Origin of the sequence: Mesorhizobium sp. M0862 (assembly GCF_040319795.1) — a bacterium.
Taxonomy (GTDB): Bacteria; Pseudomonadota; Alphaproteobacteria; order Rhizobiales; family Rhizobiaceae; genus Mesorhizobium.
In genome coordinates this window covers 31631-50122 of the sequence record NZ_JAMYOJ010000025.1, presented here as the reverse complement: position 1 = coordinate 50122, position 18492 = coordinate 31631, and the positions used below count along the sequence as shown (strand labels likewise).

Below are 18492 nucleotides of genomic sequence, written 5' to 3'. Positions count from 1 at the left end.
TCACTCCGCTTTCGCGACCGGAAACGCCACGGCACCGGAAACGATCAATTCGGACGGCTGTGCTTCAAGCTGCCTTGCGGCATCGATTACATAGGACGCCAGCGGCAAGGCTTGCGGCCAGGCGCCGGCATCGGGCCTGACATTGCGCGCCAGGGCGGCAGCAAGCGCGTCGGGGTCGCTGCGTCTCAGCGCGTCGTCATAGGCGGCGGTACGGCCGTAGAACATTTTGGCCAGCCTCTTCATGCGCTTGGGCACGCCGACATCGCCAACGCCCAGTTCCCGCAGCGAATGCTCGACATCGAGAAAGAACTCGTCGATCAGCACCTGCGCGACCTCATGCGCGACGCCCTCTTCGCCGCGCAGCCGGTGCTGAAACAGGAACATGTGCAGCGACAGCATCTCGAAACGGCCGAGCGGCGTATCCGGCACATTCCAGTGGGAATAAAACACGGTCTGCCGCGCCGCCGCCACGATTTGTGCGTAAAGCGCCTCGGTGATAGCGCGGTTGGCATTGCGTTCGCGGCCAAAAAGGCGCTGGAACATTGAGGGTGGTCTCCTGGGGACCGATTGTTTGAATGGGCCTTGTTGCATCGGCAAGCAAGCTGGTTTACCGGTTTTGCCGCCCAGCGCAAGTTGCGGCCAGCTAATGGAGTTGTTGTTGCGCGCGCTGAAATTCAAGTCGACTTTTCTGCCTGGGGCCACCGCCGCGGTTTCGCTGGTGCTGGTGGCCTCCGCGCTGTCGGGCTGCAATTCGTCCAAGATGTTCGGCGACCTTAACCCTAGCGAGACGCTGACGCAGGGCTATGTTATCGACCAGCAAGCGGTCGATTCGGTGCCGGTGGGCTCCAGCCGCGAACAGGTGCTTCTGGCGCTCGGCACGCCATCGACGAAAGCCACCTTCGACAATGAGGCGTTCTATTACATTTCGCAGACGCGCAAGCGCTATGTCGCTTTCGACAAGCCGCGCCTGGTCGACCAGAAAGTGCTCGCGGTCTATTTTGGCGAGGACGGGCGCGTCACCCAGATTGCCAATTACGGTCTGAAGGACGGCAAGATTTTCGACTTTATCTCGCGCACCACGCCGACCGGCGGCAAGGACCAGAACTTCCTCAGCCAGATCATCAAAGGCGCCAGCAAGCTGGCGCCCCCCATTCCTGGCGGCGGCGCCTAAGAAGCGACCGCCTTCCTCAGATTTTTGCTTCCCCCGAAGCGACACCATCTCAGGCGACCAAAAGCCCGCGGGAGCGATCCTGCGGGCTTTTGTTTTGAGGTTATGCGGCCGCAACACCCGTCGCGCTTTGCCGCGCGTGGCCTGTTCGGCCGCCGGGCTCCAGCGAGGCGCGGTGCACAGCCGCACTCTGCCGCGCTTCCGAAGGCGTCATGCCGAAATGCCGGCGGAAGGCGTGGTTGAAGGTCGAGAGATCGCCGAAGCCGGCGTCGAAGGCGATGGCGCCGATGGTGCGGTGTGCCAGGCGCAGGTCGGATAGCTTGCTGCAAACCAGCGCCAGCCGCCGGCCAAGCACGAACTGCGACAGCGAGGTACCCTCACCCTCGAACAGCTTTCTGATATAGCGCGCGCTGACGCGGTGGCGCCCGGCCAGCGCGTCCGACCCGACATCGCCGGAAGCCAGATTGCTTTCGATATCGGCTTTGATGGCGCGCAGCCGCGCGGCGCGTATGCCGCGGCCTGCGGCGACCTCGGTGGCGTCCTGCGTTGCCCCGACCACGACCGCGACAAGGTCCTGTATGTGCTTGGCGGCAAGCCAGCGCAATTCGGACGCGGCCAGGTTCGGCTCCTGCATCAGCAGACGGACATAGCTGGTCAGCAGCAAGAACTTTTCGCCCACGCATGACATCGGCGTCATCAGGGCGGCATCCGCATTCGCAGCCATGGGCCCGAGCGCTGCCTTGGGGATGGTGATGAAGAGATGATGCGACATCGCCCGCTCGATCACATGCGGATCAGAGGAGGACAGAAGGATTGCCTGGCCGGCCTCGATGCTGGCCTCGCGGCCGAGATGCGAGAAGGTGGCAGCGCCCTCCAGACACATGAAGAAAATGTAATCATCGGTCCCCTTGGCCACGGCGCGGGAACGGATGGTGCGGAAGGCGGTGGTCCTCGAATCGGCAATGCCGACGCCCGGCAGCCGCAGGATGGTCGCGTCGACGGAGAGCTTTTCCTCCGTGACGTTAAAATCCATGTCGGTCACCATCCGGCGCAACAGGTCGCAATAGACGTTTCGCCATTCCGCTCGCGGCCACATGGCGGTCGAAAAGCGCGCATGCGCAAACTCGGGGGGTCGAATAGTCATGGGGTACTCCCAAGCGATTGTCTTCATTTCACTGTCGTTCGTAGTCGAGGCTCGTTCCATGAACGGCCTCTCATTCCGACGGCGGCAATCGGGGGGCAGTGGATGGCTACAATGATTTGCGCACTTGGACAAAAGACTATTTACGAAGCTATGGATGAGCTTAGTTCATTCATGCTAAGAAACCCAGGGGCAGGATAGGGTAACGGCAGATGACAAGACGGCTTCCACAACTGGAATCCATTCGGGCTTTCGAGGTCATTGCCCGGCTGGGCAGCTTCAAGCGCGCCGGCGATGAGCTGAATGTTACGCCAAGCGCGCTCAGCCACCGCATCGCCGATCTCGAAGCCGATCTCGGCGTGCTTCTGTTCACCCGCCATGTCCGCCGCGTCGAACTAACGCTTGAAGGCGAAAGATTGTCCGCGGGCGTGAGACGCGCACTGCTGGAAATCCAGAGCACGATCGCGAGTGTCGCGCGCAACGAGCGCACGAGGCTGAGGGTCACCGCCATTCCTTCGCATGCCGTGCGCTGGCTGGCCCCGCGTCTGCACAGGTTTCGCAAAAAGCATCCCGAAACAGAGATCGACATCAATGCGGATCTTGCAGTCGTCGACCTTTCGCAGCGAACAGTCGACATCGCATTGCGCTTCGGCGGCGGACACTATCCGGCCGTCGAGACCGAATGGCTGATGGCTGATGCGATCTTTCCTGTCGTCAGTCCCGACTATCTCGCCGCCAACGGCCCGGTCAGAGACCAGCACGATGTGCTGCGACTGTTTCGCATCCTCGACACGACGGCCGAAAATGACGAGAGCGGCGCCAATTGGCGCCACTGGTTCGAGAGAAACAATCTGCCGCTGGATACGGTTGGCGACGGCATGAATCTGAACGGCACCTTGTTGGCGGTCGAAGCGGCGGCGAGCGGTCTGGGCGTCGCCATCGCGAGGAAGTCGCTGGTCGAGAGCGATTTGCGCACCGGCAGGCTCGTCCGCCTCCTGACGACGGACATACCGACGAACTGGAACCACTACGTCGTCGTCCACCCGTCCATCTCCGCCTGGGAGCCTGCCAGATCGTTCATCAACTGGCTGAAGGCGGAAGCCGGCGACAACACCGGCGACGGTTGACCTCGGCGGCCGTCTAGGAGCTCTCATCACATCGTATCGGCCATTTGCTCATCCTTGCGGCCCGACTGGTTTGCGGTCTTGGCGGCAAGCGCTGCCGCCATCTGGCTCTCCAGCTCGCGCAGCTTGGCGTCGAGTGTCGCCATGCCGCCCCAGGCGAATGTCGCGCGGTACAGCGGTGCGATCTCGGGCGTCAGGAATTCGACCAGGGTTTCGTCCTCGACCCAGACCTTGAGCACCTTGAACAGGCGGGCATCGATCAGCCCGCTATGCCAGCCCATGCGGGCGGCAATGCCCTGGATGGTTTCGGTCGAATTGGGCGTGCTGAGCAGCACATGCGAGCCGGAGCGCAGGCGCATGTTCGGGTCGAAGCCGATGCCGAGCGGCGCTTGCTGGTCCAGAACCGTGCCGCACGGCAGGATTTCGATCAGCGAGCCGAAATCGTCGCCGAGGCAGACGAACCATGCTCCCTCAGGAAATGGCGGCGACGGCGCACGAACCGCGGTGGCGACAAGCATTTCGGCAAGGACGCTGGCGACGGCCTGCGGATCGCGGGCGTTGAATGAAGCGTGGTGCAGCATGGCAATACTCCTGTTTTCAACGGCGGCGGCCGGCAGAAGTGCCGACCCATGCCGCGGCGTTCCGCGAAAACTGAATCACCGGCTGAGCGTCAGGATGACCGCGGCAAACAAGCAGGCGTATTCGGCCAGTCCAAGCACAAGGCGCAAATTGTGGTTGGCCGCCCAGTTGTCGCGGGTCTGCGCCCAATCATCGGGGATGGTCACCGGCGTCCAGCTCTGCACCTGTTTGTTGAGCGGCACCTGAGTGCTGACGGTGAAGCCAATGTCGATCACCACCAGCGCCGCGGCGACGATGGTCAGGATGCGCGGCAGGCCGGCATCGACCGCAAACATCGCCATCGCCGCGATCAGCACCAGCGTCGTCAGCCTGACGACCGGCATCACCCGGGTAAACGTCCGGTCGCGCATCTGATGCATGGCCATGTACTGGCCGGCGGTAAGATCATCGATGCGAAAATCGTGGATTACGCCCGAGACGTAGATGCCGGCAATAATTCCAGCCAGCGCAAGCGAAGCCGCCATCAAGAAAATGTCCATGTCTTTTCCCTGTCCGAATGTCGTTTCCCTGGCCAAAATCGCCGCAGAGGCGAGCCCGACACCGCGCCTATTGCAATGTCCTGGCCAATGGCCGGGGTATTAAAGCAGGCGGAGGGTCCGGGCTTGGGTAGGATGGAACGATGTTTTGGGCAATGCGGCCCTCCGATTGCGTCGGAAACATCAAGTGCCGTGAGGTCGAAAGCTATCAGCAAACATTGACGCGTACTTGCCAGCGACCGGTCAAATTCGTATCAGACCGTGCTGGCCAATGGCGCATCACGCTGAATTGGGAGGAGCATCCGTGCCGGAAAAAACCCGGACAAAACCGACAGGCTGGATGGCGACCGGAACGGCTGACGGCCAGGTGGTCACGCCTGACTGGATACCCATCGAGCCGGTGGCGATCGATGGCGTGAGGGTCAAGGAGATCAGGCCGGTCGCAACCTCCACCGGCTATCTGACCGAGATCTTTCGCGAGGAGTGGGAGCTCGATTCGGAGCCGGTCGGCCAGGTCTTCCAACGGACCTTGTATGCCGGCGCGGTGACTGGCTGGCATGCACACGCGGTGACCACCGACCGGCTGTTCTGCTGCGTCGGCAGCGTTCGCATTTCGCTGTTTGACGGACGCAAGGCCTCGCCGACCTTCGGCGCCGTCTGGCACAAGATTATCGGCCCGTTGCGCCCGGCGGTCGTCATCATTCCACCCGGAATATGGCACGGTGTTGTTTCGCTCGGAGCGGAGACGGCGGTGCTGCTCAACCTCGTCGACAAGGCCTATGCCTACGATCAGCCCGACCATTGGCGCCTGCCGCCAGACACCGACCACATTCCCTACAGACTGGTGTAGCGTGGAAGCATCTGCGCAGCGCGATCAGGCCGGCGGCGAACCGCTGGTTTCGATCGTGATCGCGACGCACAACCGGCCGGCAGCACTGTGGCAGGCATTGACCAGCGTCATGCGCCAGACGTTGCAAGACTGGGAAGCCTTGGTCATCGGCGACGATTGCAGGCCGGATACGGCGGCCGTTGTCGCTGAATTTGACGATGCCCGCATCGTCTACATCGATCTTCCCGTCAATTTCGGCGAACAGTCCGGTCCCAACAATATCGGCTTTGCCAGGGCGCGTGGCCGCTTCGTCGCCTTGCTCAACCACGACGATCTGTGGTTTCCCGACCATTTGGCGGCGATGACCGGCTGGATCGACGCCTCGGGCGCCGACGTGGTGCTGGCGCGCGGTGCCGTCATCCAGCCGCCGTCGGCGGCCGGCAATCCTGTCAATTCGATCTTCGGGATCGGCAAGGATGGTTTTTACGACCCCGTCACGACGGAAGGATTTGGCTCGGCACACATGTTTCGCCGCGCTTCGTTCAGCCTGCTCGGACCTTGGCGACCCGCCAGCCAGTGCTTTTGCGAAAGCTCGCAGGACTGGCTGTTTCGGGCATGGCGAAAGGGCGCGGTGATCGCGACGATGCCGCACCTCACGGTGATCAAGTTGCATTCCGGCATACGCAAGGGTTCCTATCTCGGCGACAATGCGCAGGAACAGAAGGATCTTCTGGATGCCATGCAGACGCCAGACGCCTTGCGCGTGAAAATCCTTGGCTGCGCGGGCGAACCCATTCGCCTGGCGGCATCGAGTTATCTCAGGCGCAGGCTGATGGCGGCTCTTGGCATCCATCCCCGCGCCCGCGCCTTCCGCCGCAAGTATAAGCGAGGCGCCTTCCTTGCCAAGCTGCGGCGCCTGCGTGGCCTGGCGCCGATGCCTGAGCGCGAACCTGGCGTGAGCGAATTGCTGGATCGCTACAGCAAGCGCGGCGATGCCGGGACCGAGCCGGGTGAGGTCTGAACAGACCCCCGCATGAATCTCAAACAAAAACCCGCGGGATCGCTCCGCGGGTTTTTTCTTGAATCAGTGGCTTTGCCTCAGCCGTGCGCGAGCACGGCCAGCAGCAGAAGCGCCACGATGTTGGTGATCTTGATTGCCGGGTTGACCGCCGGGCCGGCGGTGTCCTTGTAGGGATCGCCAACCGTGTCGCCGGTGACCGAAGCCTTGTGCGCTTCGGACCCCTTGAGGTGCTTGACGCCGTCCTTGTCGACAAAACCGTCCTCGAACGACTTCTTGGCATTGTCCCAGGCGCCGCCGCCCGAAGTCATCGAGATGGCGACGAACAGGCCGTTGACGATGACGCCGAGCAACGAGGCGCCGAGTGCCGCAAAGGCGGACGCCTTGGAGCCCGAGATCAGCTGCACGCCGAAATAGACGACGAGCGGCGCCAGCACCGGCAGCAGCGAGGGGATGATCATTTCCCGGATCGCCGCCTTGGTCAGAAGGTCGACGGCGCGCGCATAGTTTGGCTTGGAGGTGCCGGCCATGATGCCCGGATCCTCGCGGAACTGCTTGCGCACTTCCTCGACGATGGCGCCGGCCGCACGGCCGACGGCCGTCATGGCGATGCCGCCGAACAGATACGGGATCAGACCGCCGAAGATCAGGCCGGCGACGACGTAGGGATTGGAGAGGTCGAAGGAGACATCGCCCATGCCCTGGAAGTACGGATATTTGTCGCCATTGGCGGCAAAGAACTTCAAATCGTTCGAATAGGCCGCAAACAGCACCAGCGCGCCGAGGCCGGCCGAACCGATGGCATAGCCCTTGGTCACCGCCTTGGTGGTGTTGCCGACCGCGTCGAGCGCGTCGGTGGAGTGGCGCACTTCCTTGGGCAGGCCGGCCATTTCGGCAATGCCGCCGGCATTGTCGGTGACCGGGCCGAAGGCGTCGAGGGCGACGATCATGCCGGCAAGGCCGAGCATGGTGGTGACCGCGATCGCCGTGCCGAACAGGCCGGCGAGCTGGTAGGTCGAGATGATGCCGCCGACGATGACGATTGCCGGCAGTGCGGTCGATTCGAGCGACACCGCAAGTCCCTGGATGACGTTGGTGCCGTGACCGGTCACCGAGGCCTGGGCGATGGAGTTCACCGGGCGCTTGTTGGTGCCGGTATAGTATTCGGTGATCACCACGATAAGACCGGTCACAACGAGACCGATCAGGCCGCAGATGAACAGGTTCTTGCCGATGATGGTCATGCCGGCGACGGTGCCGACCTCGCCCCAGCCGACGGTTGCCGAGGTAGCGACACCGAGACCGACGATCGACAGCAGGCCGGTGACGATCAGGCCTTTGTAGAGGGCGCCCATGATCGAGCCGTTGGAACCGAGCTTGACGAAGAAGGTGCCGACGATCGAGGTCAGGATACAGGCGCCGCAGATGGCGAGCGGATAGAGCATCGCCGCACCCAGAGCGGCGGTTCCGCCGAAGAAGATGGCAGCCAGCACCATGGTGGCAACGACGGTCACCGCATAGGTCTCGAAGAGGTCGGCGGCCATGCCGGCGCAATCACCGACATTATCGCCGACATTGTCGGCGATGGTGGCCGGGTTGCGCGGATCGTCTTCGGGAATACCGGCTTCGACCTTGCCCACGAGATCGCCGCCGACGTCGGCGCCCTTGGTGAAGATGCCGCCGCCCAGACGGGCGAAGATCGAGATCAGCGAAGCGCCGAAGCCGAGCGAAACCAGCGCATCGATGACGATGCGGTCATTGGGCTGCAGGCCCATCGGGCCGGTCAGAATATAGTAGTAAATCGACACGCCGAGCAGCGCCAGGCCAGCCACCAGCATACCGGTGATGGCGCCCGACTTGAAGGCGATGTCGAGACCGGCGGCGAGGCTGTTGGACGCCGCCTGCGCGGTGCGCACATTGGCGCGCACCGAGACGTGCATGCCGATGAAACCGGCGGCGCCCGAAAGCACGGCGCCGATCAGGAAGCCGACCGCGGCGGTGATCGAAAGCAGCCACCAGGCGAGCACGAGCACGACCACGCCGACGATGGCGATGGTGGTGTACTGGCGCGCCAGATAGGCCTGCGCGCCTTCGCGGATGGCGGCGGAGATTTCCTGCATGCGTGCATTGCCCTGATCGGCTGCAAGAACCGATCGTGTCGCCCAGATGGCGTAAAGGATTGAAAGCAAGCCGCAGGCGATGACGGCAGAAATGATGGTCATTGCCGAATTTTCCTCGATTGATGGCCCAAAAGAACCCCTCCCTGGGCCGTTGGTGCGGGGAGCGGATAAGCCTAGGCGGAATCCGTCCTTCGCAGCGGTGTATGCGAAACAGGGCTCGGAACGTCAAGATATTGTTCGGTTTTTGCCCCGCTTTCAGCCAAAAGGTTTAGGCCACAACATTCCCATTGCCGATGCCCTGATATTAGATCGATTGAAATGACGCCGCGTCAGTCAATGCTTTGCCCGCAGTCCAGCGAACGTCAGTCGCCAGTCTCCTGCCCCATCTTGCGCGCCGTGTAGCGCTCGATGGCGGACAGCCCGTCATAGATCAGCACCGCCAGCGCCGCGACGATCAGGCCGCCTTGCAGGACGAAGGCGAGATTGCTGGACAGCAGGCCGGCGATGATCACCTCGCCCAGCGTCTTGGCGGCAACCGTCGAGCCGATCGTCGCCGTGGCCAGGCTGATCACCACCGACAGCCTTATGCCGCCCAGAATGATCGGCGCGCTCAGCGGCAATTCGACCTTGACCAGTCTTTGCCAGCCCGTCATGCCGGCGCCGCGCGCGGCCTCCATGATGTTGCCCGGCAGCGTCGTGAGGCCGGTCAGCGCGTTCTCGAAGATCGGCAGCAGGCCGTAGAGAAACAGCGCAATCAGCGTCGGCTTCTCGCCGAAACCGACGGCGGGCACCGCCAGCGCCAGCACCGCCACCGGCGGAAAGGTCTGGCCGATATTGACCAGACTGCGCGACAGCGGCAGGAATTCGGCGCCCGCCGGCCTGGTCACCAGGATGGCAAGCGCCACGGCAACGATGGTTGCGGCGACGGTAGCGATCAGCACGGTCCTGAGATGCACCAGGGTCAGCGTCAGCAGGCTGCCCTGATTGTAGATCGCCGGCGCATTGTTTTCGGTCAGCGGCTTCAACAGCGGCTCGAACCAGCCGGGATTGGTGACGAAGGCTATGAGAAGCACCACCAGGGCAAGCCTGAGCAGCGAAGGCAGCCAGGCTTTTAGACCGGCCCCTTTCATGCCGGTCTCGCCGCGCGCTTCACCAGCCCGTCGACGGTGACGCGGCCGAGAGGCTTGCCGTCTTCGCCCTTGACCGGCAGCGCCGGCCGGCCCGACCACAGAAGCTCGGCCAGCGCGTCGCGCTGGCTGGCGTCGCCTGGGATCGCCTCGCCTTCGGCAGTCCCCTTTTCCACGGCGTCGCGCACGCGGCCGAGCGACAAGAGCCGGAACGGCTTTTCGCTGGCGCCGACCAGGGTTTCGACGAAGGCGTTCGCCGGCCGCGCCAGGATCTCTTCCGGCTTGGCGTATTGCACCAGCTTTCCGGCATCCATGACGGCGATCTTGTCGCCCATGTGGACCGCCTCCTCCATGTCGTGGGTAACGAGGATGATGGTGGTGCCGAAGCGCTTCTGGATTGCCAGCAGGTCCTCCTGCGCCTTGGTGCGGATGATCGGGTCGAGTGCGCCGAACGGTTCGTCCATCAGAAGCACATTGGGCTCGGCGGCGAGCGCGCGGGCGACGCCGACACGCTGCTGTTGCCCGCCGGACAGTTCGTGCGGGTAGCGCGGGCCATAGGCCTCGGGGTCGAGCTGGTAGAGTGTCATCAACTCATCGACGCGGGCCTTGATGCGGTCCTTGTCCCAGCCCAGCAGGACCGGCACGGTGGCGATGTTCTGCGCAACGGTGCGGTGCGGGAACAGGCCGTGGCCCTGGATAGCGTAGCCGATGCTGCGGCGCAGCTCGTAGCCGGGCAGCGTGCGGTTGTCGTTGCCGTCGAGCTTGATGACGCCGGCGGTCGGCTCGACCAGCCGGTTGATCATTCGCAGCAGCGTCGTCTTGCCGGAACCGGAGGTACCGACAATGACGCAAACCGTACGCGGCTCGACGACCATGGACACGTCGTCGACCACGGTCGTCGCGTCATAGCGCTTGGTAATGCCTTCGATCTCGATCATGCCGTTTCAACCCTGCGCCTGGTGGCGGTCATTTCGATCACTGCGTCGAGGATGATGGCCGCGGCGAAGGCCAGCGCCACCGTCGGCACGGCGCCGAGCAGCACCAGGTCCATTGCGGTCTGGCCGACGCCCTGGAAGACGAAGACGCCAAAGCCGCCGCCGCCGATCAGTGCGGCGATGGTGGCCAGGCCGATGTTCTGCACCAGCACGATGCGGATGCCGGTGAGGATCACCGGAAAGGCCAACGGAAACTCGACGCCGAACAGGCGCTGGCCATTGGTCATGCCCATGCCGCGCGCTGCATCATTGGCCGCGCGGGGTGCGCCGGCAAGCCCGACCACGGTGTTGGCCACCACCGGCAGCAGCGAATAGAGGAACAAAGCCACGAAGGCGGGCGCGGTGCCGATGCCTCTGATACCGAGCGCTGCGGCACCCGGAACATGCGCGGCGACCCAGCCCAGCGGCGCGATCAGCAGGCCGAACAGCGCGATCGAGGGTATGGTCTGGACGATGTTGAGCACATTGAGCACGCCGGCCCGCAACCGTTCGACGCGGTGGCACAGGATGCCGAGCGGCAGGCCGACGATCACCGCCGCCGCCAGCGACCCCAGCGCCAGTGTGATGTGCTTGGAGCCTTCCGCCCAGAAACTATCGGCGCGGTTTGCATATTCCTTGAGGATCGACAGGCTGTCCCACTGCCCCGATATCAGCAACAAGCCGATGGCCAGCGCCGCGAGGACGAGCACGCCGATGCGGGCCGGTGGCGACAGGTTGAGCCTGGTCAGCACGTCGGCGAGCAACAATGTGAAGGCAAAGATCAACAGCCAGAAGCCGGAACCCGGCGAGATGCGGGCGAAGGTGTTGCCGGCCGGCGTCAGGAAGGTGCCGGCGACACCGATCAGGATGGCAAGGGCGGCGAGCGCCACGACGCTTGCGGCCAGGCGCAGGCCAAGCGGGGTTTTCAGCAAGGCAACAATTGCGGCCACGACGACGACTGCCAGCAGCAGCGGCCCGATCGTTGCGGGCAACGCCTCCAGCATCGAGCGCGCCTGACCGGGGACGATACGATTGGCGCGGAAGGTGGCGAACGGGGCCAGAAACGCCGCATAGGCAACGATCGCCGCGATAACCATGCCGAGCTTGTCGAAACGCAGGGTCATGGATGCCCCTCATGAGGAGCGATTTTCCACGTTGCGCAGACTACGCTGGTGATCGGCGAAAGCCGACGCGAAATCCGATCTCCCCCTTTGCGGGGGAGATGGCCGGCAGGCCAGAGGGGGGTGTGAAGGATCGCCAGCTTTCGAGCGTCGGCCTGTTCAGAAGCAACCCTGTCGAGGCACGCACCTGCTACCGGTTGTGAGGTCGGCGGGACAGCACCCCCCTCTGTCCTGCCGGACATCTCCCCCGCAAGGGGGGAGATCAGCAGCTTCCAGAGAGGGGTGTCTCGCACCAGCGTCACGATCAGCTATGCGCTGACTACTTCAAAAACCCGTTCTTCTTCAAAAAGTCCTCGGCGACACCCTTGACCGGCTCGCCGCCGACTTGGACGCGGCCGTTGAGTTCCTGGAGCGTGACGAGGTCGAGCTTGGCGAACACCGGCTTCAACAGCGTCTCGATCTCCGGATGCTCTTTCAGCACCGCTTCGCGGATGATCGGCGCCGGCTGGTAGACCGGCTGCACGCCCTTGTCGTCGGCGAGCACGACCAGGCCGGACGGCGCGATGCCGCCGTCGGTGCCGTAGACCATGGCGGCGTTGGCGCCGTTGGTCTGGTTGGCGGCAGCACCGATTGTCGCGGCGGTGTCGCCGCCCGAAAGCGTGATCAACTGCTCCGGCTTCAGCGTGAAGCCGTAAGTGGTCTGGAACGCCGGCAGGGCTGCCGCCGAATTGACGAACTCAGCCGACGCCGCCAAAACCACCGTGCCGCCGCCGGCGACGTATTTGCCGAAGTCGGTCAGGGTCGCCAGCTTGTTGGTCTCGGCAACCTCCTTGCGCAGCGCGATCGCCCAGGTGTTGTTGGCCGGTGACGGCGACAGCCAGACGATCTTGTTGGCGTCATAGTCGAGCTTCTTGGCGGTCTCATAGGCCTTGGCGGCATCCTTCCAGACCGGATCGTCGGCCTTCTCGAAGAAGAAAGCGGCATTGCCGGTGTACTCGGGATAGATGTCGATCTCGCCGGCAGTGATCGCCTTGCGTACCACCGGCGTGCCGCCGAGCTGGATGCGGTCGGTGGTCTTGATGTTGTTGGCGTTGAGCACAAGCTGGATGATGTTGCCGAGCACGCCGCCCTCGGTGTCGATCTTCGAGGAGACGACCACCTGGGCATTGGCGGAGGCGGCCGTGATGCCGAGCGCCAACGCCGCGCCGGCCAGAATCTTGACTGAAAACATTGTGAAAACCCCTTGCTTTGGACCGAAACGCGGTGGCCGCATATGAGCATGGCTTCAACGCCCCGTCGGGGCACACGGTTTCATAACAATGGGTACAGACGCAATAATTTTGTGCGGTCGCCGCGATTTCGGCCGCCGCCATGCTGACACGTCGTGCCAAGCCAAAGATAGAACCGGATCAGGCGCGGGCTTTGCGCGATCCGGTCAGTTTGAGCGCGCCAAGGGCGACGAAGCAGAGGGCGACGACCGGGAAAACCAGCCAGTTCAGCATCTCCCAGCCCCACGCATTGTAGATGGCGCCCGACATTAGCGAGGCGAAGGCGACGGAGCCGAACAGGACGAAGTCGTGGAAGCCCTGCACCTTGCTCTTTTCGGACGGATGGTAGCTGTCGGCGACCATGGAGGTGGCGCCGATGAAGGCAGAATTCCAGCCGAGGCCAAGCAGGATCAGCGCCGTCCAGAACTGCCACAAATGCAGGCCGGACAATGCCACCGCGGCGCAGCCGATGAGCAGGACCAGGCCGGTTGCGACGATGCGTTCGGCGCCGAAGCGATGGATCAGCGATCCGGTGAAGAAGCTCGGCGCAAACATCGCCATCACATGCCAGGAAATGCCGAGCGTGGCGTCGTCCGTCGACAGGCCGCAGCCGACCATGGCCAGCGGCGCGCCGGTCATGACGAAACTCATCAGCGCATAGCTGCCGACGGCGCAAAACAGTGCCGCGACGAAACGCGGCCGGGTGACGATCTCGGACAGCGGCCGGGCGTCGCTTGACGCGACTTCCGCGTGGCCGGGAGCCTTGGCCGGGATGCGCAGGAATGACAGGATGATGGCGCCGGCCGCCGCCAGAACCGGAATGGCCACGAACGAGCCGGCAAACATCACCGGCGCCAGCAATTCGCGGGTGAAGATGACGATCTGCGGCCCGAGAATCGCGGTGATGACGCCGCCGGCCAGCACGAAGGAAATGGCGCGCGCCTTGAATTCGGGCGGAGCATTATCGGCGGCGGCGAAGCGGAACTGCTGGACGAAGGCGCCGCCGACGCCGATCACCAGCAGGGCGAAAGCGAACAGCCAGAAGCTGGCGTGGAACAGTGCCAGCGTGGAGATGACGCCGCCAAGCGCGGTCACGATGGTGCCGGTCATGAAGCCGCCGCGCTGGCCGAGCCAGCGGATGATGGCCGCGGCCGGCAACGCGCCGAGCGCCACGCCGATGTTGAAGCCGGTGATTGGCGCCGTTGCCAGCGACTTATCGGGGCCAAGCAGATATTGCCCGGCCAGCCCGCCCATGGAAATGGCAATCGGCGCGGCCGAACCGATAATCGCCTGCGACGTCGCCAGAATGATCGCCGTGCGGCGCGCTTCCCTTGCTGCGCCGGCGACGGTGCCGGTCACAATGCGTCCTTGCCGCGCCCCTCGCCCCGCACCCGGCGCGACACACGGTCGAGCACGGCGTTGGTCAGCTTCGGCTCGTCTTCCTCGTAGAAGGCCTTGGCGATGTCGACATATTCCGAAACGATGACGGCCACCGGCACGTCGTCGCGCTTCATCAGTTCGTAGACGCCGGCGCGCAGGATGGCGCGCAATGTCGAATCGAGTCTGGACAGCGGCCAGTCTTCCGTCAGCGCCTGGCGTATGATCGGATCGATGGTCGTCTGGTTCTCGACGACGCCGGCCAGGATGGCGCGGAACCACTGCGCGTCGGCCTCGCGATAAAGCGCGCCGTCGACTTCCTTGCCGAGCCGGAACGCCTCGTATTCGGCGGTGATCTCGAAGACGCCGCTGCCGGCCACGTCCATCTGGTAAAGCGCCTGCACGGCGGCCAGACGGGCGGCGCCACGCTTGTTGGCGTGGCGTATCGCGGGCTGGCCGGGCGAAGCGGGTTCGCTCACGATTGCGCTCCCAGCTTCTCCTTGAGCGCGATCATGGTCAGCGCCGCGCGCGCGGCAAAGCCGCCCTTGTCGCCCTCCGAGCGCTTGGCGCGCGTCCAGGCCTGCGCGTCGTTCTCGGTGGTCAGGATGCCGTTGCCGATCGCAATCGCTTCCTGCACCGAGAGATCCATCAGCGCGCGGCTCGATTCATTGGCGACGATGTCGAAATGATAAGTGTCGCCGCGGATGATGGTGCCGAGCGCGACAAAACCATCATAGTCCTTGCCGCCCTCGCCCATGCCGTCGAGCGCAAAAGTGATCACGGCTGGAACTTCCAGCGAACCGGGAACGGTGACGACGTCATAGGTCGCGCCGGCTTCGTCGAGCGCGCTCGTCGCGCCGTCGAGTAGCGCGTCGGCAAGATCGTCATGAAAGCGCGCCTCGATAATCAGAAGGTGGGCCTTCTTCTTCGGGCGAATGAACGCTTTGCCGTGTTGGGATGTGCCTGCCATGAATGTCTCCGGGGGTAGCCGGTGACTTAGGCCGAAGCGGTCACATTCGCAAGCTTTGTCCGACGCTCAGGCCCGGTCTAATTTCCCAGGGGGGCTCAAAGCCCCTCTTTCACCGCCTCGACCAGTCGCGCGGCGTAGCGGGCCATGGTGTCGATCTCCAGGTTGACCTTGTCGCCCACCTTGCGCTCGCCCCAAGTCGTCACGGTCAGCGAATGATGGATCAACAGCACGTCGAAACGGGCGCCTTCGACCTTGTTGACGGTAAGCGAGGTGCCGTCGAGTGCGACGGAGCCTTTTGGGGCAATGAATTTTGCCAGTTCGCGCGGCGCCTCCAGCGTGAAGCGAACGGCATCGCCTTCATCCTTCCGCTCGGCGATTTCGGCCATGCCATCGACATGACCCGACACGATGTGGCCGCCGAGTTCGTCGCCGATCTTCAGTGCCCGCTCGAGATTGACCTTGGTGCCTGATTTCCAGCCCGACGCCGTGGTCAGCCTCAGTGCCTCTTCCCAGGCTTCGACCTCGAACCAGCGGGCGTTCGAGCCGCCATCTGGCAGCGCCGTCACCGTCAGGCAGACGCCGCCGCAGGAGATCGAGGCACCGATGGCGATCGTCGCGGGGTCATAGGCAGTGTCGATGCGCAGGCCGACACCTTCGCTCAGCGGCTTGACGGCCGCGACACTGCCGATATCGGTGACAATTCCAGTGAACATTTCAGATATCTCTCACCCATTCGGCATAGCTGTCTTCCCCGAAGCGCATCTCGCGCAATTTGCGGAAGCCTGCCGGGATATGGTTGGCGTCGATGGGCGATGCAATGCCGCCCTCGCCGATCGCTTCCGGTCCCTGGAACAGCACGATGCGGTCGACCAATCCCTCGGCGAGGAAGGCGCTGGCCACCTTGGCGCCGCCTTCGACCAGAACGCTGGCCATGCCGAGCGCGCCGAGATCCTCGAGCAGTTCCGGCAAGGCAATGCCGCCTTCATGGGTTTCGGTGCCGATGAAGCGCACACCGGCACGCTCCAGCACCGACCGCCGCAGCGGGTCGGCCTCCAGGCTCGCGGCGATATAGAGCGGCACCCGGTCGATGCCGGAGACCAGCTTCGAGGCTTCGGGCAGCCTGATCTGGCGGTCGAGCACGATGCGCGCCGGCGAGCGGTTCTCCAGCCCCGGCAGCCGCACGGTGAGCGCGGGATCATCCTCCAGCGCCGTGCCGATGCCGACCAGTATGCCATCGGCTTCGGCGCGCATCAGATAGACTTCGCGGCGGGCGATATCGCCGGTGATCGCGACCTGGCCGGCGCCATGCCTGCCGATCTTGCCGTCGCTGGAAAGCGCAAGCTTCAGAGTCACTTCCGGACGCTTTTTCATGGATCGAATCAAATAGCCGGCCATCTGCTCGGCGGCTTCCTCGACCAGCACCTTTTCGACCACTTCGATGCCGGCGGCGCGCAGGATGGCATAGCCTTTGCCGGAGACGCGCGGATCGGGATCGCTGGCGGCGCCGACGACCCGCGCCACTCCGGCATTGACCAGCGCGTTGGCGCAAGGCGGGGTGCGGCCATGGTGGGCGCAGGGCTCCAGCGTGACATAGGCGGTGGCGCCGCGCGCCAACTCGCCGGCTTCAGTCAGCGCCTCGGTCTCGGCATGCGGCCGGCCGCCAACAGCGGTGACCCCTGTGCCGACGATCATCGGGCCGGCGCCATCGTCGCGAACGATTATGGTGCCGACGGAAGGGTTGGTCGAGGTGCGGCCGGCATTTCTGCGCGAGAGCCTCAGCGCCGCGGCCATGAAGCGGCGATCGAGGGCCTGCTGATCGGCCTTCCCTGACGTTTGGCTTGCCATGCTCAGCCGGCGTCCTCTTCGCTCTTCAGCTCGTCGCCTTTGAGTTCGTCACCTTTGAGCTCACCCAGCACGTCATGGAAGTCCTTGGCCTCACGGAAATTGCGATAGACCGAGGCGAAGCGGACATAGGCGACGTCGTCGAGCGACTTCAGCGCTTCCATGACGAGCCGGCCGACCTCGCCCGAGGCGATTTCAGTCTCGCCGGAGCTTTCGAGCTGGCGCACGATGCCGGTGACGGCGCGGTCGATGCGCTCGGGATCGACATTGCGCTTGCGCACCGCGATCTCCACCGAACGCAAGAGCTTGTCGCGGTCGAACGGCACCTTTCTGCCGGACTTCTTCACCACCACGAGGTCGCGCAACTGGACGCGCTCGAAAGTGGTGAAACGGCCACCGCAATCGGGACAGACGCGCCGCCGGCGGATCGCCGCGCCATCCTCGGCGGGGCGCGAATCCTTCACCTGCGTATCTTCGGACTGGCAATAGGGACAGCGCATGGAGAGCCTTCAGGTTGGCGATTCTGGCGGAACGATAGGCTTAGAGGTTTTTGCCGGGACGGCAAAGGTTCGGCAACGGCCGCTCGCGCCCTCAGAGATAGCGAGGCGGGAGGAAAATTGCCAGCCGCGCCAGATATGTCAGGGCGCGACGTCCTTGGTCGGGAAGCCGCAGGACGTTCCGAGGTTGCGGTAGGCCTTGGTGAAGCCGTCCATAGGGATGCTGGCGACGGCTTGCTTGCCGAACGTCACGTCGAGCGAGATGACCTGGCGCATGGCCCGCAACAAAGCGAGACTGGTCTTGGCCTGGTTGTCGACGGTCCAACTCGGGCGGCCGGCATCATTGGAATAGACGGTCGCGGAAACCTTGACGCCGGGGTCACCGAAGGTCGCGGCGATCTTCTTGCCGGTCGGCAGCTCCTTGTTGGCGACGGTGAACATGATCGCCGGATAGGCATCGGGCGGCAGGGCGTCGCCAGTCGAGATCGAAAGCGTCAGCGTGCCGGCATTGCCGCCGCCATCGACAAAGGCCGTGGAGGCAGCGCAGGTCTTGTGGGAATCCTGGCCGGTGTCGAGCGCATCGATGATGGTGGTCCACCTGCCAAAGGTGTTTGTGGCGGGGATATCCGTGCCCGGCTGCGGCTGCTCCTGGGCGATCGCGCCCGACACGGCGACAGCGGCAAGCGAGCCGATGAAGGCCAGAACGGCAGGACGGAACACGCGCATCGTCAGATCTCCAACAGGCCGCGCCGCCCCAACAGCAAGCGGCGCAGAGCGCGGGATAAAAGACGATGCGCCGCT

At 64.1% G+C, this 18492-nt stretch carries 20 protein-coding genes; 4 read left to right on the top strand and 16 right to left on the bottom strand.

Annotation, left to right across the window (positions count from 1 at the left end):
- Positions 1 to 543 carry a ubiquinol-cytochrome C chaperone family protein gene (locus tag NKI15_RS27510; protein WP_023697440.1) on the bottom strand — a complete coding sequence of 181 codons (543 nt, stop codon included), beginning with the start codon at positions 541 to 543 and terminating at the stop codon, positions 1 to 3.
- Positions 544 to 658: 115 nt separating this feature from the next.
- On the opposite strand from NKI15_RS27510, the gene NKI15_RS27505 reads away from it, so the two are divergent.
- On the top strand, positions 659 to 1171 hold the full coding sequence (locus tag NKI15_RS27505) for an outer membrane protein assembly factor BamE (RefSeq protein ID WP_023669368.1): 513 nt from the start codon (positions 659 to 661) through the stop codon (positions 1169 to 1171).
- A 100-nt stretch (positions 1172 to 1271) separates the two neighbouring features.
- Here NKI15_RS27505 and NKI15_RS27500 read toward each other — a convergent pair whose 3' ends face one another.
- Entirely contained in the window at positions 1272 to 2312 is a 1041-nt protein-coding gene (locus NKI15_RS27500) for a helix-turn-helix domain-containing protein (protein ID WP_198018641.1), read from the bottom strand.
- A gap of 209 nt (positions 2313 to 2521) precedes the next feature.
- Between NKI15_RS27500 and NKI15_RS27495 the strand changes: the two genes are divergently transcribed.
- Positions 2522 to 3436, top strand: coding sequence for a LysR substrate-binding domain-containing protein (locus NKI15_RS27495; protein ID WP_023730859.1), 915 nt, complete (start codon positions 2522 to 2524; stop codon positions 3434 to 3436).
- A 26-nt stretch (positions 3437 to 3462) separates the two neighbouring features.
- Here the strand turns inward: NKI15_RS27495 and NKI15_RS27490 are convergent, their stop codons facing one another.
- Positions 3463 to 4014: a hypothetical protein gene (locus tag NKI15_RS27490; RefSeq protein WP_023730858.1), complete on the bottom strand. Its 552-nt coding sequence runs from the start codon at positions 4012 to 4014 to the stop codon at positions 3463 to 3465.
- 75 nt (positions 4015 to 4089) lie between these two features.
- Positions 4090 to 4551: an anthrone oxygenase family protein gene (locus NKI15_RS27485; protein ID WP_023747589.1), complete on the bottom strand. Its 462-nt coding sequence runs from the start codon at positions 4549 to 4551 to the stop codon at positions 4090 to 4092.
- A gap of 301 nt (positions 4552 to 4852) precedes the next feature.
- On the opposite strand from NKI15_RS27485, the gene NKI15_RS27480 reads away from it, so the two are divergent.
- Entirely contained in the window at positions 4853 to 5398 is a 546-nt protein-coding gene (locus NKI15_RS27480; protein WP_245259899.1) for a dTDP-4-dehydrorhamnose 3,5-epimerase family protein, read from the top strand.
- Between the two features lies 1 nt (position 5399).
- Positions 5400 to 6398 (top strand): glycosyltransferase family 2 protein, encoded by a 999-nt coding sequence (locus NKI15_RS27475; protein WP_023747588.1) that lies wholly within the window; start codon positions 5400 to 5402, stop codon positions 6396 to 6398.
- 77 nt (positions 6399 to 6475) lie between these two features.
- Here NKI15_RS27475 and NKI15_RS27470 read toward each other — a convergent pair whose 3' ends face one another.
- The 12 genes from NKI15_RS27470 to NKI15_RS27415 form a co-directional block, all read right to left on the bottom strand.
- Positions 6476 to 8617 carry a sodium-translocating pyrophosphatase gene (locus NKI15_RS27470; protein ID WP_023689501.1) on the bottom strand — a complete coding sequence of 714 codons (2142 nt, stop codon included), beginning with the start codon at positions 8615 to 8617 and terminating at the stop codon, positions 6476 to 6478.
- Positions 8618 to 8877: 260 nt separating this feature from the next.
- Positions 8878 to 9645: an ABC transporter permease gene (locus NKI15_RS27465; RefSeq protein WP_023747587.1), complete on the bottom strand. Its 768-nt coding sequence runs from the start codon at positions 9643 to 9645 to the stop codon at positions 8878 to 8880.
- The gene (locus tag NKI15_RS27460; RefSeq protein WP_023747586.1) at positions 9642 to 10580 is read right to left on the bottom strand and encodes an ABC transporter ATP-binding protein; all 939 of its coding nucleotides are present in this window, start codon (positions 10578 to 10580) and stop codon (positions 9642 to 9644) included. The genes NKI15_RS27465 and NKI15_RS27460 overlap by 4 nt, the downstream gene beginning before the upstream one ends.
- Positions 10577 to 11740, bottom strand: a complete 1164-nt coding sequence (locus tag NKI15_RS27455) for an ABC transporter permease (protein ID WP_352515211.1) — start codon at positions 11738 to 11740, stop codon at positions 10577 to 10579. The genes NKI15_RS27460 and NKI15_RS27455 overlap by 4 nt, the downstream gene beginning before the upstream one ends.
- Positions 11741 to 12056: 316 nt before the next feature.
- Positions 12057 to 12968 (bottom strand): glycine betaine ABC transporter substrate-binding protein OsmF, encoded by a 912-nt coding sequence (gene osmF / locus NKI15_RS27450; protein WP_023689505.1) that lies wholly within the window; start codon positions 12966 to 12968, stop codon positions 12057 to 12059.
- A gap of 178 nt (positions 12969 to 13146) precedes the next feature.
- Positions 13147 to 14364 carry an MFS transporter gene (locus tag NKI15_RS27445; RefSeq protein ID WP_023747584.1) on the bottom strand — a complete coding sequence of 406 codons (1218 nt, stop codon included), beginning with the start codon at positions 14362 to 14364 and terminating at the stop codon, positions 13147 to 13149.
- Complete coding sequence (nusB, locus tag NKI15_RS27440) at positions 14361 to 14861, bottom strand: transcription antitermination factor NusB (RefSeq protein ID WP_023682390.1); 501 nt, start codon at positions 14859 to 14861, stop codon at positions 14361 to 14363. Before nusB ends, NKI15_RS27445 begins: the two co-directional genes overlap by 4 nt.
- A complete protein-coding gene (ribH, locus tag NKI15_RS27435; protein ID WP_023727519.1) occupies positions 14858 to 15352 on the bottom strand; it encodes a 6,7-dimethyl-8-ribityllumazine synthase in 495 nt (164 codons plus the stop codon). The genes nusB and ribH overlap by 4 nt, the downstream gene beginning before the upstream one ends.
- Positions 15353 to 15447: 95 nt before the next feature.
- A complete protein-coding gene (locus NKI15_RS27430) occupies positions 15448 to 16065 on the bottom strand; it encodes a riboflavin synthase (RefSeq protein ID WP_352515209.1) in 618 nt (205 codons plus the stop codon).
- Between the two features lies 1 nt (position 16066).
- Entirely contained in the window at positions 16067 to 17197 is a 1131-nt protein-coding gene (gene ribD, locus NKI15_RS27425) for a bifunctional diaminohydroxyphosphoribosylaminopyrimidine deaminase/5-amino-6-(5-phosphoribosylamino)uracil reductase RibD (RefSeq protein ID WP_023743619.1), read from the bottom strand.
- A gap of 2 nt (positions 17198 to 17199) precedes the next feature.
- Positions 17200 to 17694, bottom strand: a complete 495-nt coding sequence (gene nrdR / locus NKI15_RS27420) for a transcriptional regulator NrdR (protein ID WP_023669351.1) — start codon at positions 17692 to 17694, stop codon at positions 17200 to 17202.
- Between the two features lie 138 nt (positions 17695 to 17832).
- Positions 17833 to 18417 carry an invasion associated locus B family protein gene (locus NKI15_RS27415; RefSeq protein ID WP_023669350.1) on the bottom strand — a complete coding sequence of 195 codons (585 nt, stop codon included), beginning with the start codon at positions 18415 to 18417 and terminating at the stop codon, positions 17833 to 17835.
- Positions 18418 to 18492: the final 75 nt, after the last annotated feature.